This is a genomic window from Sphingomonas citricola (genome assembly GCF_019429535.1).
Lineage (GTDB): Bacteria > Pseudomonadota > Alphaproteobacteria > Sphingomonadales > Sphingomonadaceae > Sphingomonas > Sphingomonas citricola.
On the sequence record NZ_JAHXZM010000003.1, the window covers coordinates 89,237 to 102,367 of the forward strand.

A 13,131-nucleotide genomic window follows, 5' to 3' on the forward strand; every position below is an offset into this window, starting at 1 on the left:
CGGATACCGCGCGCGTCCCCGCGGAAGGTGCGGTTGCGGTCATCAGCTGGTTCCTTGCGCTGCGGCGCCGGTGCTCCCGCCCGCGGCCTGCGCGGCGGTGAAGGGATCGCCCTTGTAGAACAGACCTTCACCTTGCTGCTTGGCGAGGTCGGCCTTGGTTTCGGCCATGAACGTATCGTGGTCGATGCCGCGGGAATTCAGCAGGCTGCGGCGGTTCTCTAGACCGGCCTGCATCTCCAGAATGTCGGCTTTCGCGTCGCCCTCGCGGTCGATCGACTTGCGAGGGGGAGGGGTCCACCGCATCTCGTAATACGGCGCGCGCGTCTTCCCGAACTCGTACGCCGCCTGGCAGAACCAGTCCCACACCCGGTCGAGAAAGACCGGGATGATGGTGTTGAACTGTCGCTCTTCGTTGGTCGCGTCGAACTCCAACGCTCCCGCACGGTAGCTGGAAAAGTTGACGTTCGAGAGGTCACCGGTGACGTGCTCATAGGTGGCGCCGACGCCTGCCGCGGTTGCCAGCAGATTGATCTTGACCGCGTCATTTAGGCCGCCCGCGGGTTTCGGATCGGCAAACTGTACATCCTCACCGGGTGCCAACGTCGTCATGGTGCCGGGCTCGAAGAACTCGACAGGCGGGAGTTCGTCACCGCGCGATTGGACTTGTCCGAAGGGCTCATCAACCCAGTCGGGATTGATGCGGCGAAACCCAACGAAGCAGGATTCGATTTTGCGGCGGACAAGGTCGGCGTCGAGCGCATCGTCGATGTCGCCGAGCTTCTTCATGACCGGCTCGAACACTGACCGGCCGCGCTTCTGCCCCGCCTCCTCCTGCTCGTAGAGGTGAATCACATCCTCGGCAGGAATGCGGAACGACGGGCGGCTGCGACGATAGTCGGCGCGCGCCGGCAGGAACCAGTAACCGGTGACATTGCCGTCGGCATCGTACTCGATACCGCCCTCAACGTTCTCGCCGACCTTGCTGGTGTCGAGCAGCCCACCGTCGAGCACGTCGATGCGCAGCGGGATGACAGCTGCGCCCTTGACCAGGCGTCGGACGATAAAGCTGTCGCCCTCCCGGAACATGGTGCGGGTGGCTAACGCCTGCTGCCCGTAGAAATTCAGACGCCCACGGAAATCGCTCACGCGCACCCAATTCGCCCACAGCGTTTGGACAGCCTTCGGGCCTTTGGGCGCACCCGTGATGCCCCAGCCGATCGTACCGTTCAGCAGCGCGCGGATGGCTTTCCGGCCATACGGGTTCTGGTAGGCGAGCCGTAACACCGCGGCACGATCAACAATTCGAGCTGGCCGGGCGTCGTTCGGATCGCCAGTGTTGACGCCGAAAGATGGGTTTTCTTCGCGCAGGCGCTGCATCGAACTACGAACGCGCTGCACCTGATCGAACTGGATGCGCGCCAAGGCTCGCTTTGCCGCATAGCGAGGCGCCACCGCTGCGATCGATCGCTCAAACAGGTTCACGACCGGCGGAACCGGCCAATGGTGGTGCGGCGCAGCGGTCGCGTTTGCGAGGCTGCCGACGCCAGATCCGCCTTCACCTCAACGCGCAGAGCGAGCATGTCGGCCTTGCTGTGCTTGCGCACCTTCCGGCCGTCCGCGAACTGCACCTCAAGCGTGTCGTCGAGGATGGCCGCGTCGAGCTTGTCGAGGTCGGACTGTTGGAACGCCATCAGCGCCTCCGCGTCGTAAATGGGTTCGGCTTGCGGGACGGTGCGGTCGGACGGGCGAGCTGCCGCTTCGCGGGAGCCTGTTTCCGTAGCTCCGAGCCGGTTTTTGGCGGTGGCGGCTTGAGCGGCGAGGCTAAGGGCTCGGCCGGCTTATCCATCTCGCCGCGCAATTTCTGCCAGTGCGACGCCGACCATCGATCGATGCCTAAGGCGTACGTGATCGCCCGAGCGTAGACCGCCATGTCGAGCGCTTCATTGCGATCGCGGGTCTTGTGCCATTCCCGCCGAAATCCGCCGTTGCGCAGCCGCGTCATGCGCAGCTCCTCGGCGACCAGCTGCTTGATCCACTCGTCTGGCGTACCGTCAGGCAGGTAGATGTACCCGTCAGGGTATACCTCGCCGTCGACCGGCTTTTCGAGCGCGAGCTGACCGTAGAGTTCCAGCTTCAGCATCGAAGTGCCGACGGTCCACAACCGCACGCCGCGCTTTACCTTGCGCCCGCGGATCGTGACATCGACCCAGGTGGGCCCGGCAATCGCTTGCGCCGCGGCCAAGGTTTCGCGGCCCTTCAGTGCCATGACGAAGCCGGGATGCCGGCGCGCCCAATTGTAGACCTCCATTGTCGACTCGCCGTCGCCAGAGTCGATGCCGACGCGCGCCAATTTCATCGAGCGGCCATCTTCCGACGTCCACTCACGGGCGATCTGTTTGTCGACCTTCGCCCATGTAGCTGCGTCCGACGCGGCGCCGTCGATCTCGATGTGCTCGACCAGAGCGCGACGCCGGTTGGACCCAAAGGCCCAGACATCCAGCTCGATACGACCACCGCCACCGCGCTGGACGTCCGCCGCGCCGACTAGCAGACCGGCCCATTCCGGCGGTTTCCCAAGCCGCATCGCCTTCTCCCGGCGATCGTAGAGCCGCTGCCACTCGGGGGCTTCACCGCGCTCGGCCCATGCCTCGCCGAGCACCTGGTTCACGAACGTGCGGAGCAGGTTCGGATCCTTGCGGACCTCCATGAACTCGCGTGCGATCTCCAACCACGCGGCGCCGGGGTGCTGACTGTACGCGGCCCAGATGTGGAATGACCGGTGCCGTGGAAACGCTGCGGGATTGTGTGCTCGCCACTCGCCCGCTTCGTCCATCGCAGCCTTGTCGGCCTCGTCGATCGCGCAGCCGTTGACGCACTGGTACCAGGCGCGGGTCGGGTTCTCCGTCGGCTCCCATCTTATCCCGGCGCCGGTACCGTCACCGAACACCAGCTGCTGCATCTCGCCGCAGTGCGGGCAGGGAACGTAGCGGTATTCCTGGCTGCCCTGCTCGAACAGGGAATCGATGCGGCTGAAGCCTTTCACCTTCGGCGTCGAGCCGGCCGCGCTGAACCGGCGCGGCGATGTCAGGTTGCGCTTGAACGCGAGACGGGCAGGGTCACCCTCTTCCTTCGACGCCCAGGGATAGCCGTCGCATTCCTCGAGCAGCACGTCGTCGGCGGTGACGCGGCGAAATTCCTTCGGGCTGTTCGCGCCCTTGATCTGGATCCAGCCGCCTTTGTAGCGCTTCGCCCGGATCTGGTTGTCGGCGTGTCGCGGCTTGAACGTCGCGACGCTGCGTACGACAGGCCACTGCAACACCGGGTCGAGATCGTCGCGGCTGAACTTCTCCGCGTCGTCGATCGTCGGCTGGTAGAACAGCTGGCGGCGCGGATCGTGCTTGATCGCCCAGGCAACGAAGCATTGCAGGATCGTCGAGTAGCCGATGCGGCTGCTCTTCCGGCACGACACCTGCTGCGTGTCGAGATCGGTGAACGCGTCGGCCATGTCCGACTGGAACGGGAAAGGCCGAATGCGCTGCCCATCATCGGTGCGGGCGTGTTCGGCCATGAACTTCGACAGCGGTGGGCGCTCGCGCGGTTTGCAGGCGGCGAACCAGCTGCGGGCGAGGGCGGCACCGTGCGCGCCGGGAGCGCGGTAGGTGTCAGGCTCCCTCGGTTTCGGCGGCCTCTTCTTCATCAAGGCCCCCGCCGCGCGCCTCCTCGATCCGCGTCATGCTCAGGTCGGTGAGGACGTTGTTGACCTCGGCGTCGATCCGCTGCCGTAGTTTGATGTCGGCCCCGGCGACGCGCGCGCCGATCTGCTGCAGCTGCGCCACCACCATGATGATCACGCCCGCGCCGGCCGCCATCATGTCGGGCAGCGAGGCGAGCTCGCGCCGACGCTCGGCATTGTCCATCGCCTTGGCGTCGGCCTGTTCCTTGGCGAGCCGGGCCTGCTCCTGCTCTTTGTTCAGCGTGCCGTCTTCGTCGGCGATCTCGAACTTGCGCACGCGGTAGGCGACGAACGCCTCGACATACTCGTCGGCGGTCGCACCCGGCCGCGGCAGGTCACCGGCCTGCATGCGGTCGCGGACCCAGCTATCGGACATGCCGGTGAGCCACGCGACGTCGGCACGGGTGAGGGTGACGGTGTCGATCGGCAAAGTGCCGCCTCCTCGGTGTCGAAAGTGGCGGAAAACTGCGCGAAACCGTTAGGAGGCGGCGGCACCATAGGCAGTTTCGTGCCTAGAAACGTTCCGGGCCTTTGCCCCCCGTATCCATTTTGGGGCCGGGAAGGACCCAACGGTCCCGCTTGCCAAGCCTCGGTCCACAAGTACGATTAGATCGGGGGGGGCGACATGGCGGATGAGACAAGAAGCGAGTCGGGGGGCGCACTTGCGCTTATCGACCAGGTTGGGCCCGAGAGATGGCGGCAGAAACTAGGGCGCATAGCCTTCCAGATCATCGCAGGATCTGATGCAGGCGTAGAGGTCTACGCCAAAGCCCGGGCCCGCCTCGACGAGGTTGAAGCTCAATCAACCGTCAGTAAGATGGTGGCCGAGGCTGTCGGAAGGAAGGCCATCAGTGACCCACTCGTCATGGAGCGAGCCCGCTCACGATACCTTGCTGAGGCCCTTCGGGGGCAAGAAAACATTGAGGGAGTGTTCAAAGCCTCCCTCTCCCACCTCGACACAACCAGCGAACCGGCTGATGAAAATAGCGAGGCGGGGCTAGATCAGGAGTGGGCCGACACCCTCTCTCGTGAAGCTGAACTTGCCTCTTCAGAACAGTTGCGTGATCGGCTTGGCCGGGTTCTTGCGGGCGAGATAAAGCAGAGAGGAACATTTCCCCGCTCTGTAATCAGAACGATCGCCGAGTTAGAGCAGGCTGACATTCAAGCTATGGCAAACCTGCAGTCGTTTGTTTTGGACGACTTTCTATACACCTTCTCGGACAAGACAGACCGACCCGCGATGGCCGACATGCTCACCGCATGTGGAGTCGGATTAATCTCTGATCCAGGAGCTGGACTTACGGCAACGAAGACCATCCGCGACGACGGAACAACCTACTATATTGGAGCACGGAAAAGCTTGCTTGTGAGAGGCCCGCCTGCCGGGAAGCTGACGCTGTCTGGCCTGCAGGTAACTCGATCAGGAGCCGCTGTGCTAAATCTACTCACCGCGATAGACGAACGGCCCTTGCTGAGAAGGATTGCCGCCGCCCTCGCCGGGAGTTTGACATCCACCTCAATTGTAGAGCTCAAATCGAACGCGGGAGAAATTATCGTCACTCACGAAGAGCCGACGTTTCAAAGTTGACCATACCTTCGGACTTCCGCCCCGAGTTAATCGGTGCGGTGTCAACGGAGGCGGTCGGAACCGTCGCTAACCCGTCGATCGCCATCTATGCGGCGAGGTCCATGCCGGACTGTGGCTCTGCCTGTACCACGTCTGTTCCGATCAGGTAAGAGGCAATCTTCACAACAAAGCCGCTACCGAAGTTGACCTTGGCATCCTTCTCCGTGCTGCTCTCGACGATGCCCGTCATGCCGGCGAACCCGCCTTTGCTCACGCGCACCGACGTGCCCGGCTCGACGCGGCGTCGGATGGTCTTGATCAGCGACGCGCGGAACTTCTCCTCACCAGCGCGCAGCGGGCGCAGGCTGGCATCGGTTACAACCGGGATGCGGTCGCGGAACTGAAGCACGCGGAAGGCGGGATGCGGGCTGGTTGGCAGCGCGCGAATGCGCAGTAGCTCGGACAGATACTTGGCCGGCACGAACACGAACGTGGGCGTGATTGGCACGTCGAATTGGACAACCACGTCGCGCTTCTTACCGCGACCCTTGCGGCGCTCGACGCGACGCGGCGTCCACGCGCCGAACTCGGCCAAGCTGTCCGTGAGCAGGAGCGTGCGGCTGCTCCCCGTCGTCAGGATCACCCAACGATTGCCCTCGCTATCCCGCCCCATTCGCCTCACTCCAACCTGATGCCGTGTAGATTTGTCGTTTGTGGTCACGCTGCGTCGCGCTGCTCGTCCGCTGGTGGCGGTGCTGCGATCCGGTCGAGCACCTCGGGCGTCACGCCCATGCGCAGGTAATCTTCGCGCGTCGGGGCGCGGCAGGGGCGATCGGGATCCGCCTCGCTCTTTGGCGCGCGCGGTCCAGTGTCATGTTGCCCCATACCCGGCCAGACGCGTTGCAGGATTTCCGACGTCGTCTCGTGATCGGCGATCGCGCCGGCGTGCGGGTGGTCGGCGGTCTCGGTCGGCTCTGGCGTCTCCGCTGCGCGCTTCACGGCATGCAGCCGCGTCGCGTGCCGGCGCATCTCAGAAAGCATCGGGTCGGCATGCGCGCGGATCGCAGCGACCGACGGCGTGAACCCGCGCGTGCTGTCGAGCACTGCCCGGTCGATCGCACGGTACGCAATCGCGAGCGGCAGGTCGCGGAGCAGTCGGTTGCCCTCGTGCAGCCACGACTTTGCGGTCATGTTCCCCGGTGCCGTGGTCGATTCCCACAGCGCGCGCAGGCGTGCGGCGAGCTTCGTCGGATCGCATGGCATCAGCGCGGCGTCGTAGCGCAGTGACAGCTCGGTGAGCCGGTCGGGCGTGAATGCGGCGACCGCGGCGCGCGCGCTGAACGGCAGGATCGTGCCGCGGTCAGCCAAAGCCGAGGTCTCGGTAGGCGTCAGCCATTTCGGTCGATCGGTGGTTGCCGGTACCGCGGCGCTGGTGGTGGTTAGCTCGTTGGCCATTGAAGCGCTTCCAGTTCTTGACCCAGGTTCTCCAGGAGGCTTGCCAGTCGAGGCTCAGCGTCCCGTGTGTCGTGTGGTGGTCGACGAAGTGCTCGACCTGCTCGGCCAGCGTGCCGGGTGGCCACTCGGCCATGACGGCTGCCGTGATCGAGCCGCTTGCCGGTTCGGGAGCGAAGTTGATCGGCACCCGCGAACCACGCTCGCGCTCTTTCTTGGGTTTGGTGGTTCTTGGCTGATTGGGTGCAGGAGGTGCGGGGGTCGGCGCATCTCCTGCGGGGCGCACATCCTGCACCGGTGCATCTTGTGCGGGGGTGCAGACAATGCGGGGGTGCAGCGAGTAGATGACGCCACGGCCCGGGCGCTCGGTCCGCGTCATGTGGCCGGCCAATGCCAGCGCCTTCACGGCGTTCTGCACCGCGCGTTCCGACAATTTCGTCTTTGCGACCAGCATGGCGACGCTCGGCCAGCATTGCGCCTGCTTGTCCGCCATGATGGCGAGCACCATCAGCACGCTCTGCTCGGGCGCGCTGATGCCCTCGACCGCGACGGCAGCTCGGCAAAGATCGAAGCCGGTCAGCACGTCAGAAGTCGACCTGCTGCATAGCGATGTCGTGCCGGAGCTGCTCGAGCTTGGGACGGGCGTGGGCGAACCGCTTGGCCTCGTCCCGCGGCGCGCGAGCACGGCGAGCTTCCGCCTGCCGCGCGCACGCTGCCTCGATCTCGTCGGCAAGGCTGACCGGCTGGGGTGGGGCCTGCTCACGGCTGCGCTTGGAGAACAGGCCCCACATGGTCAGGCCCTCCGCGCGCGCGTGTTGATGGTGATCGACGCGACCAGCATGTAGGCGACGCCAGCAGCGAAGCCTGCCGGGAAACCAGTGACCATGAGCGACAGCGCACCCGCGATCGCTGCGCCGATGATGAGAGTGGCAGCGAGCGTGCGCATCAGATCATGCCCAGCGCTTGCATGTAAATTTCGAGGATCGCTTCCTCTTCCTGGTACTCCTCCCGCTTCTTCTTGCGGATCTGCATGATCTTGCGGATGGCCTTGGGATCATATCCGCGGCTCTTTCCTTCCGCGAAGACGTCCTTCAGGTCGTCGTTGATCCCCTTCTTCTCTTCTTCCAGCCGCTCCGCGCGCTCGATCAGCAGCCGCAGCTCATCCGCCGCGACGTGACCACCGCCCATGCCTTCTCCGCGTTCTTCGGTCATCGTATGCTCCTTGGGTGAGTGGGTGTGGGTCACGGGCGGTGCTCGCAGCCGGCGCGGACGCCGCAGCGGAAGCAGGGCGTCGAGGGCGGTGCCGCGGCGATGCGCGCGGCGATCTGATCCTGGATGTCGCGCGGGTTGGTCGGCGCTACGCACACGTCACCGGGCAACCGGTATCCCTTGTGGATCAGCCATGCACGGGTCGCGCCGTACGGGCGGCCGATGATCGAGACGGCGTCGGCGACCGACATGCCGGTGAAATCGATCGATGATGCGGGGAGGGGCGCGACCATCAGCGCACCCGCCGGTTGCGACCATCACGGCAGGGGGCGCAGCGACCGTGCACGAGGCGGGGGCTGTCGTCACCGCACTGCTGACATTCGCCCGGCTCGCCCGCTAGTACCGGCTGCGTCGCCGCGCGCAGGCTGCGCTCGAGGTGCTGCTCGGCGAAATCGTTCGCCATGTCGACGTTGTCGGCCATTATGCAGCCTCCGCCGGATAATCGTTCGGGCGCTCCAGGCGCTTCCGGCACGGCGCGATCCAATGCAGCCGCGTGTCTGACTGCCCGTGACGCCAAACGAGCCAGGCGTATGCAGTCGCGCTTGAGGCGGCGGGGTCGACCTTGCCGGCGACCATCGGCACGCGCTCGGCAAATTGAAGCACCGCAGCAGGCGGGCATTTGGAGAACAGCGCATCGTACCGGCCGACCCCTTCAAGGAAGGCCGCGCGCAAGATGACGGCGCAACCTACACGCGAGGTCGCGAGCGCCCGCTCGATGAAGCGGTCGGCGAGCGTGAATGGCGGGTTGGTGATCGTCCAATCCACCGCCGGCAGCTCAAACGGGAAGAGGTAATCTTCCTGCCGGTAGCCCATGCCGTAGTCGCCGATGTCGCTCGCATCGACGGAGGCAAAGTGCTCGGACAGCGGGCGCACCATAAAGCCGCGGTTCGCTGCGGGCTCGCGGCAGGTCAGCGATGCCAGCGGCTCGCCCTCGGCCAAAAGCCACTCGCAAAGCGCTCGCGTCGCCCAAGGCGGTGTGGGGAAGTCGTCGAGCGATCGCAGCGGCTGAACCCGGCGTTGCATGACGGCGGTTGAACGGTTCTGGCTCACCCGAGCACCTGCGCGACGATTGCGGCGTTCCATGCGTCGGCGAACGGGATGTGCAGCGGCACCGGGTACACGTCCCGCCGCTTGAACTGCCGGTGCGCCATCGGGCGCAGGTCTTCATTCGCGGAAGCGGGCCTCCGCGCCATTGTGGCGTCCATTGTCGTACCTCCAGCCGGATCAGTGCCGGCGCGTTAGAACCTCAGGTTGTCAGGCGACTTGCAGCCGCATGCGGTCGCGGGCGTCGCGGAGCATGTCGGCCGTTCGGATCAGGCAATCGATCGCACCAGCCTCCTCCAAGGTGCGAACGTCAGCGGCGCAGCACTTCCCGTCGGCGAGCAGCTCGATCAGTAAGGGCAGAGTCTTGGCGACGTCGCAGGGGATGCGCGCAACATCGACGGTCACCGCGTCGCGTCGCACGGCGCGCGCGCCGATCAGCGACAGGATCGTGTCCATCGCCTCGGGCCCGAAGCGCTCGCCCAGTTTGAGCATCGACAGCCCAGCAAGGTCGTGCTTCCGGTTGCGCGCGTTCTCGACCGTGCTGGCCGACACGCCCCAGGCGTCCGCCATGTCGCGGTCGGTGCCCTTGTCCTGCAGGTCGCGAACCGTCTCGGACACGGCGTTGCGGTATGAACTTTGGGTGAGGCGGACCTCATCACCCAACCCTTTGCTAAGCGGCATGGGTATCAACTCCTTCATGGATAGCAGCACCCTTCACCTCGCCCCGCGCGCCGTGCGCATCGCGATCGCGCGCGCACTGGTCGACAAGGTCACCGGCGAGGCAGGGAGGCACCCCGCCGGCGAGAGGATGAGCGCTGCAAGGGGGCACAGCGCTCGCGGGGGGCTGGGTAAGGCCGGCGTAGATAGGGTCGGGGCAGGTGCAGACCTGCTCGTTGCAGCCGCGGCAGGTCATGCGGCCGCCTTGCGAATTGCCGGCTTCTCCGCGCGCGCCAGCCAAGCCTGCATGGGAACCGCGCCACCGGACTCGCGCTCGAGGGCGCCAGCAACTTCAATCGTCGGCCGAACCGAGCCTTTACGGAGCTTCGTTACGAGCGAGCGATCCTTCCCAATAGCCGCCGCCATGACCGCATCGGTGATCCGCTCGCGCCGCATGTAGATATCGAGAGGGTTGCTCATGCGCTCACAATGTGAGTTAAACGCACACTCGTCAAGGGCAATGTGTGAAGAATACGCCCAAGACGGCTTTGGCGGAACGCTCCACAAGCCATCTGTGGATACGGCGTGGTTCAAGGCTCGCAAGCGGGAACTGAAGGTCAGCGATGAGCGAATCGCTGAGACGATTGGGCGTGATCGCACCACCGTCACGAAGGTCATCAATGGCGATGTGCGCTTCGACCTATCTTACGTTGATGCGTTTGCCGCGATTCTGAAGGTGCCTACCTCAGAGATCCTCGCGCGTGTGGGCGTCACAATCGACGAGAAGGAAGCCGCCCCCGCAATGCCGGTTAGCCCGGCAGTCGGCTTGGCCGCCGACCAGCCTGTTGCTCGATCAATAGGTGCGGGCGAGATCGTTGAGATCACCCGACTAGACCTCTCGCTCCCGATGGGGCCAGGCGCCACCGTCGATGACTACGTGGAGCACGAGCCTCTTGTATTCGACGCCGCCTACGTTCGATCGTTCACCCGCACGCCGCCATACCGGCTGCGTCTAGCAGCCGGCGCCGGCGACAGCATGTTTCCAACCCTGGTGCCAAACGATCTCGTGTGGATCGACACCACACAGAACCAGCTGCTCCACGCCGATCGCATCTATGCCGCATCAATCAATGGAGGCGCGGCCATCAAACGCCTGCGGCCAGTCGCGGGCGGAGCTCGCATTCTGGTCATATCCGATAACAAGATGATCGAGCCCTACGAGGTCGAGGCGAGCGAAGTCGTGATCTGGGGCAGGGTGATCCGCTTCGCGAGGGACCTCTGATGCTATTCGCGCTCGCCCTCCTCATTGTTCAGGGCGGGTACGTAGACCCAGATGTCGCAGTGATCCCGGCATCGTACATCGGGCGGTGGGCGATAGATCTATCCGACTGCAAGGCGCCAGGAGGTGACGTTGTGGAGATTCGCCCTCGGCATATCGACTTTTACGAGCGTCACGGTGTCGTTGATCTGCTGAGGCTCAATGAGATTGACGACGTGCCGGCGGTGCACGCCTCGATGCGCTGGGTTGAAGGCCTGAAGTTCTCAACAGGCGTCATCCGATTGTCGATGGACAAGGGTGGGCTCTACATAAGCGAAAGTGAGAACCCGGACGCTCTGCGCGACCCGTTCAACGCGTACAAGCGCTGCCCAGCCTAAAAAGCGTGCGCCCGTTCTCTCTCGCGGTCGTTGGCCTTCCGTACCAGAATAAGCGTGGACCCGACCGGCTGTTTGAGGCCAATCTCTGCACGCCCGGTGAACCGATCGAGCTACGGCCCGAGCCGAAGAACAAACAGGACCGATGGGCCGTAGCGGTGTTCTCATGTCGCGACGTTCAGATCGGCTACCTGACGGCCGAAAAGGCTCAGTGGATCGGAGGCATGATCCGCGAAGGTCGCGAGATGACAGTTGTCTGGCAAGGGCTGACTAGCAACACTGGTTGGGTACGCGTGGCTTTCGATGGCGAGGTACCTGACCTACCGTCGCAGCGCGCCGCCCCCGAGCCACAGGACGACAGCGGTTTTTGTCCCGACCCGGTCTACGATGATGACGAGTGTGAATAAAGCGCACAATTAGCCTTGACGACAATGTGAGTATAGCGCACATGTGAACCGACGCCACCGCACATCCGCGTAGTGGCGCTGGGAGGCCAATGTGGCACCTATCACAGGATCAACGCTTGAGGCGGTAGAAGCCGCCGTTCGCCACCTCACCGGCGCCACCGGGCGCGCGTCGCTGACCATGCAGAATGTCGACGGTCGCGAATTGTGGACTGTTCACGCGCACGCCGTCGGTGCGTCGATGCAGGGGCAGGGCGGTAGCCTCTCCGCCGCGCTCGCGAAACTGAGCCTCGTTGGCGGCACGCGCGCGGCCGCCGCGTGATGGGTGCTGTACGACAGCCGAAGCTGGCCGAGCGCGCCGTCCAGCGCGCCAGCATCCAGATGCTCGCGCACATGCGCTGCCACGCGGCGCACGTGCCGAACGGGTCGCATCTCGCCGGTGACGCGATCGCCCGCGCGAAACAGACGACCGCGCTTAAGCGCGACGGCGTGCGGCCGGGCTTCCCGGATCTGATCGTGATCGATCAGACGGCGCCGCACACCGGCTTTATCGAGGTGAAGCGGGAAGGGGTCGCGAAGATCGATCCCGATCAGATCTGGTGGCGCGACGAGCTGCAGCGGCTCGGCTTCCCCTGGGCGCTGGTCAACACGCCCGACGGAGCCGGCGCCGCGTTGCGCGCGTGGGGGTGGCGATGACCGTGGCCCCGCTCACCACCGCCATGCGGTGCGCGATGTCATTCGTCGCGGCTGCCGAGCCAAAGGGCCACGATGCGCCCGAGTTCGATCGCACGCTCGTCGCGCTCAGCCGTCGCGGGTTGGTCGAATGGCGGACGACGCGCGCCAAACCGCGGGTCTACAGCTGGCATCTGACCGTCGCCGGGAAGGACTGGCATGCGGAAGATCGCAAGGCGTTCGCCCGTGTTCGCTGACCCCTGCTCGCGCGGGTTGCTGAACCCGAACCGCCCGCCGATCGGGCGCCAGCCGAACGAAGCGAAGTGGACGCCATCGAAGCGCGACCCCTGGTATTACGGGTCGATCCGCGGCTTCGAGGTCGTGAGCGGCGCGCTGGTGGGCGGGGAGCGGTTCACCGTCGAGCAGCAACTCGCGATGGCGCACCACGGCATCCCGCTCGACACGCGCGAGTTCATGTTCGTCCGCCGCCAGGCCACCCCGCAGGAGTGGAGCATGGGCTACAACGGCGAGCGCGTCGTTTTCGGCTTCGACTGCCCCATCCTGAGCCTGACGCCCGACCAGCGCATCCGCGTGATCGCGCCCGACGGCAAGCCCTACAACGTCCGCCAGGACGGCTGGGGCATCGCACCTTCCCGCCAAATCGTCGTGAGGTACTGACC

At 65.0% G+C, this 13,131-nt stretch carries 24 protein-coding genes; 8 read left to right on the forward strand and 16 right to left on the reverse strand.

Going from position 1 to position 13,131, the window contains the following annotated elements; genetic code table 11:
* Window positions 1-42: 42 nt before the first annotated feature.
* The 4 genes from KZ810_RS08015 to KZ810_RS08030 are packed head-to-tail and all read right to left on the reverse strand — an operon-like array spanning window position 43 to window position 4,163.
* Entirely contained in the window at window positions 43-1,482 is a 1,440-nt protein-coding gene (locus tag KZ810_RS08015; protein WP_219768514.1) for a phage portal protein, read from the reverse strand.
* Window positions 1,479-1,691, reverse strand: coding sequence for a hypothetical protein (locus KZ810_RS08020; protein WP_219768516.1), 213 nt, complete (start codon window positions 1,689-1,691; stop codon window positions 1,479-1,481). The genes KZ810_RS08015 and KZ810_RS08020 overlap by 4 nt, the downstream gene beginning before the upstream one ends.
* Window positions 1,691-3,697 (reverse strand): phage terminase large subunit family protein, encoded by a 2,007-nt coding sequence (locus tag KZ810_RS08025; protein WP_219768517.1) that lies wholly within the window; start codon window positions 3,695-3,697, stop codon window positions 1,691-1,693. The genes KZ810_RS08020 and KZ810_RS08025 overlap by 1 nt, the downstream gene beginning before the upstream one ends.
* Window positions 3,663-4,163, reverse strand: coding sequence for a terminase (locus KZ810_RS08030; RefSeq protein ID WP_258044648.1), 501 nt, complete (start codon window positions 4,161-4,163; stop codon window positions 3,663-3,665). Before KZ810_RS08030 ends, KZ810_RS08025 begins: the two co-directional genes overlap by 35 nt.
* 195 nt (window positions 4,164-4,358) lie before the next feature.
* On the opposite strand from KZ810_RS08030, the gene KZ810_RS08035 reads away from it, so the two are divergent.
* Complete coding sequence (locus tag KZ810_RS08035) at window positions 4,359-5,321, forward strand: DUF2806 domain-containing protein (RefSeq protein WP_219768519.1); 963 nt, start codon at window positions 4,359-4,361, stop codon at window positions 5,319-5,321.
* 85 nt (window positions 5,322-5,406) lie between these two features.
* Here KZ810_RS08035 and KZ810_RS08040 read toward each other — a convergent pair whose 3' ends face one another.
* The 12 genes from KZ810_RS08040 to KZ810_RS08095 all read right to left on the reverse strand — a co-directional run bounded on the left by KZ810_RS08040 (window position 5,407) and on the right by KZ810_RS08095 (window position 10,202).
* Window positions 5,407-5,943, reverse strand: a complete 537-nt coding sequence (locus KZ810_RS08040; RefSeq protein ID WP_219768520.1) for a transcription termination/antitermination protein NusG — start codon at window positions 5,941-5,943, stop codon at window positions 5,407-5,409.
* A gap of 74 nt (window positions 5,944-6,017) precedes the next feature.
* Window positions 6,018-6,668, reverse strand: coding sequence for a hypothetical protein (locus KZ810_RS08045; protein WP_219768521.1), 651 nt, complete (start codon window positions 6,666-6,668; stop codon window positions 6,018-6,020).
* Window positions 6,661-7,335 carry a helix-turn-helix domain-containing protein gene (locus tag KZ810_RS08050; protein ID WP_219768523.1) on the reverse strand — a complete coding sequence of 225 codons (675 nt, stop codon included), beginning with the start codon at window positions 7,333-7,335 and terminating at the stop codon, window positions 6,661-6,663. Before KZ810_RS08050 ends, KZ810_RS08045 begins: the two co-directional genes overlap by 8 nt.
* Before the next feature lies 1 nt (window position 7,336).
* Window positions 7,337-7,543, reverse strand: a complete 207-nt coding sequence (locus KZ810_RS08055; RefSeq protein ID WP_219768524.1) for a hypothetical protein — start codon at window positions 7,541-7,543, stop codon at window positions 7,337-7,339.
* 2 nt (window positions 7,544-7,545) lie between these two features.
* On the reverse strand, window positions 7,546-7,698 hold the full coding sequence (locus KZ810_RS08060; protein ID WP_219768525.1) for a hypothetical protein: 153 nt from the start codon (window positions 7,696-7,698) through the stop codon (window positions 7,546-7,548).
* Complete coding sequence (locus tag KZ810_RS08065) at window positions 7,698-7,964, reverse strand: DUF2312 domain-containing protein (RefSeq protein ID WP_373369146.1); 267 nt, start codon at window positions 7,962-7,964, stop codon at window positions 7,698-7,700. The genes KZ810_RS08060 and KZ810_RS08065 overlap by 1 nt, the downstream gene beginning before the upstream one ends.
* A 29-nt stretch (window positions 7,965-7,993) precedes the next feature.
* Window positions 7,994-8,254, reverse strand: a complete 261-nt coding sequence (locus KZ810_RS08070) for a hypothetical protein (RefSeq protein WP_219768527.1) — start codon at window positions 8,252-8,254, stop codon at window positions 7,994-7,996.
* A complete protein-coding gene (locus tag KZ810_RS08075) occupies window positions 8,254-8,442 on the reverse strand; it encodes a conjugal transfer protein TraR (RefSeq protein ID WP_219768528.1) in 189 nt (62 codons plus the stop codon). Before KZ810_RS08075 ends, KZ810_RS08070 begins: the two co-directional genes overlap by 1 nt.
* Window positions 8,442-9,071: a hypothetical protein gene (locus tag KZ810_RS08080; RefSeq protein ID WP_219768529.1), complete on the reverse strand. Its 630-nt coding sequence runs from the start codon at window positions 9,069-9,071 to the stop codon at window positions 8,442-8,444. Before KZ810_RS08080 ends, KZ810_RS08075 begins: the two co-directional genes overlap by 1 nt.
* Window positions 9,068-9,214, reverse strand: coding sequence for a hypothetical protein (locus KZ810_RS08085; protein WP_219768531.1), 147 nt, complete (start codon window positions 9,212-9,214; stop codon window positions 9,068-9,070). The genes KZ810_RS08080 and KZ810_RS08085 overlap by 4 nt, the downstream gene beginning before the upstream one ends.
* Before the next feature lie 61 nt (window positions 9,215-9,275).
* Window positions 9,276-9,683, reverse strand: a complete 408-nt coding sequence (locus tag KZ810_RS08090) for a hypothetical protein (protein ID WP_219768532.1) — start codon at window positions 9,681-9,683, stop codon at window positions 9,276-9,278.
* 291 nt (window positions 9,684-9,974) lie between these two features.
* The gene (locus KZ810_RS08095; RefSeq protein ID WP_219768533.1) at window positions 9,975-10,202 is read right to left on the reverse strand and encodes a hypothetical protein; all 228 of its coding nucleotides are present in this window, start codon (window positions 10,200-10,202) and stop codon (window positions 9,975-9,977) included.
* A gap of 94 nt (window positions 10,203-10,296) precedes the next feature.
* Between KZ810_RS08095 and KZ810_RS17360 the strand changes: the two genes are divergently transcribed.
* From KZ810_RS17360 to KZ810_RS08130, 7 genes are all read left to right on the forward strand, one after another.
* The gene (locus KZ810_RS17360; protein ID WP_219768534.1) at window positions 10,297-11,004 is read left to right on the forward strand and encodes a LexA family transcriptional regulator; all 708 of its coding nucleotides are present in this window, start codon (window positions 10,297-10,299) and stop codon (window positions 11,002-11,004) included.
* Window positions 11,004-11,378, forward strand: coding sequence for a hypothetical protein (locus KZ810_RS08105; protein WP_219768535.1), 375 nt, complete (start codon window positions 11,004-11,006; stop codon window positions 11,376-11,378). The genes KZ810_RS17360 and KZ810_RS08105 overlap by 1 nt, the downstream gene beginning before the upstream one ends.
* Window positions 11,379-11,383: 5 nt before the next feature.
* Window positions 11,384-11,782, forward strand: a complete 399-nt coding sequence (locus KZ810_RS08110; RefSeq protein ID WP_219768536.1) for an HIRAN domain-containing protein — start codon at window positions 11,384-11,386, stop codon at window positions 11,780-11,782.
* Window positions 11,783-11,873: 91 nt separating this feature from the next.
* On the forward strand, window positions 11,874-12,101 hold the full coding sequence (locus KZ810_RS08115) for a hypothetical protein (RefSeq protein WP_219768537.1): 228 nt from the start codon (window positions 11,874-11,876) through the stop codon (window positions 12,099-12,101).
* Window positions 12,101-12,475 (forward strand): VRR-NUC domain-containing protein, encoded by a 375-nt coding sequence (locus KZ810_RS08120; protein WP_219768538.1) that lies wholly within the window; start codon window positions 12,101-12,103, stop codon window positions 12,473-12,475. The genes KZ810_RS08115 and KZ810_RS08120 overlap by 1 nt, the downstream gene beginning before the upstream one ends.
* Window positions 12,472-12,708: a hypothetical protein gene (locus KZ810_RS08125; RefSeq protein ID WP_219768539.1), complete on the forward strand. Its 237-nt coding sequence runs from the start codon at window positions 12,472-12,474 to the stop codon at window positions 12,706-12,708. The genes KZ810_RS08120 and KZ810_RS08125 overlap by 4 nt, the downstream gene beginning before the upstream one ends.
* Entirely contained in the window at window positions 12,698-13,129 is a 432-nt protein-coding gene (locus KZ810_RS08130) for a hypothetical protein (RefSeq protein WP_219768540.1), read from the forward strand. The genes KZ810_RS08125 and KZ810_RS08130 overlap by 11 nt, the downstream gene beginning before the upstream one ends.
* The last annotated feature ends 2 nt before the right edge of the window (window positions 13,130-13,131 follow it).

Bases quoted from the DNA above. Each gene is read 5' to 3' on its own strand.
- KZ810_RS08020 (WP_219768516.1), bottom strand. From the start codon at position 1,691: ATGGCGTTCCAACAGTCCGACCTCGACAAGCTCGACGCGGCCATCCTC.
- KZ810_RS08025 (WP_219768517.1), bottom strand. From the start codon at position 3,697: ATGAAGAAGAGGCCGCCGAAACCGAGGGAGCCTGACACCTACCGCGCT.
- KZ810_RS08035 (WP_219768519.1), top strand. From the start codon at position 4,359: ATGGCGGATGAGACAAGAAGCGAGTCGGGGGGCGCACTTGCGCTTATC.
- KZ810_RS08055 (WP_219768524.1), bottom strand. From the start codon at position 7,543: ATGTGGGGCCTGTTCTCCAAGCGCAGCCGTGAGCAGGCCCCACCCCAG.
- KZ810_RS08060 (WP_219768525.1), bottom strand. From the start codon at position 7,698: ATGCGCACGCTCGCTGCCACTCTCATCATCGGCGCAGCGATCGCGGGT.
- KZ810_RS08065 (WP_373369146.1), bottom strand. From the start codon at position 7,964: ATGACCGAAGAACGCGGAGAAGGCATGGGCGGTGGTCACGTCGCGGCG.
- KZ810_RS08070 (WP_219768527.1), bottom strand. From the start codon at position 8,254: ATGGTCGCGCCCCTCCCCGCATCATCGATCGATTTCACCGGCATGTCG.
- KZ810_RS08075 (WP_219768528.1), bottom strand. From the start codon at position 8,442: ATGGCCGACAACGTCGACATGGCGAACGATTTCGCCGAGCAGCACCTC.
- KZ810_RS08085 (WP_219768531.1), bottom strand. From the start codon at position 9,214: ATGGCGCGGAGGCCCGCTTCCGCGAATGAAGACCTGCGCCCGATGGCG.
- KZ810_RS08095 (WP_219768533.1), bottom strand. From the start codon at position 10,202: ATGAGCAACCCTCTCGATATCTACATGCGGCGCGAGCGGATCACCGAT.
- KZ810_RS08105 (WP_219768535.1), top strand. From the start codon at position 11,004: ATGCTATTCGCGCTCGCCCTCCTCATTGTTCAGGGCGGGTACGTAGAC.
- KZ810_RS08120 (WP_219768538.1), top strand. From the start codon at position 12,101: ATGGGTGCTGTACGACAGCCGAAGCTGGCCGAGCGCGCCGTCCAGCGC.
- KZ810_RS08125 (WP_219768539.1), top strand. From the start codon at position 12,472: ATGACCGTGGCCCCGCTCACCACCGCCATGCGGTGCGCGATGTCATTC.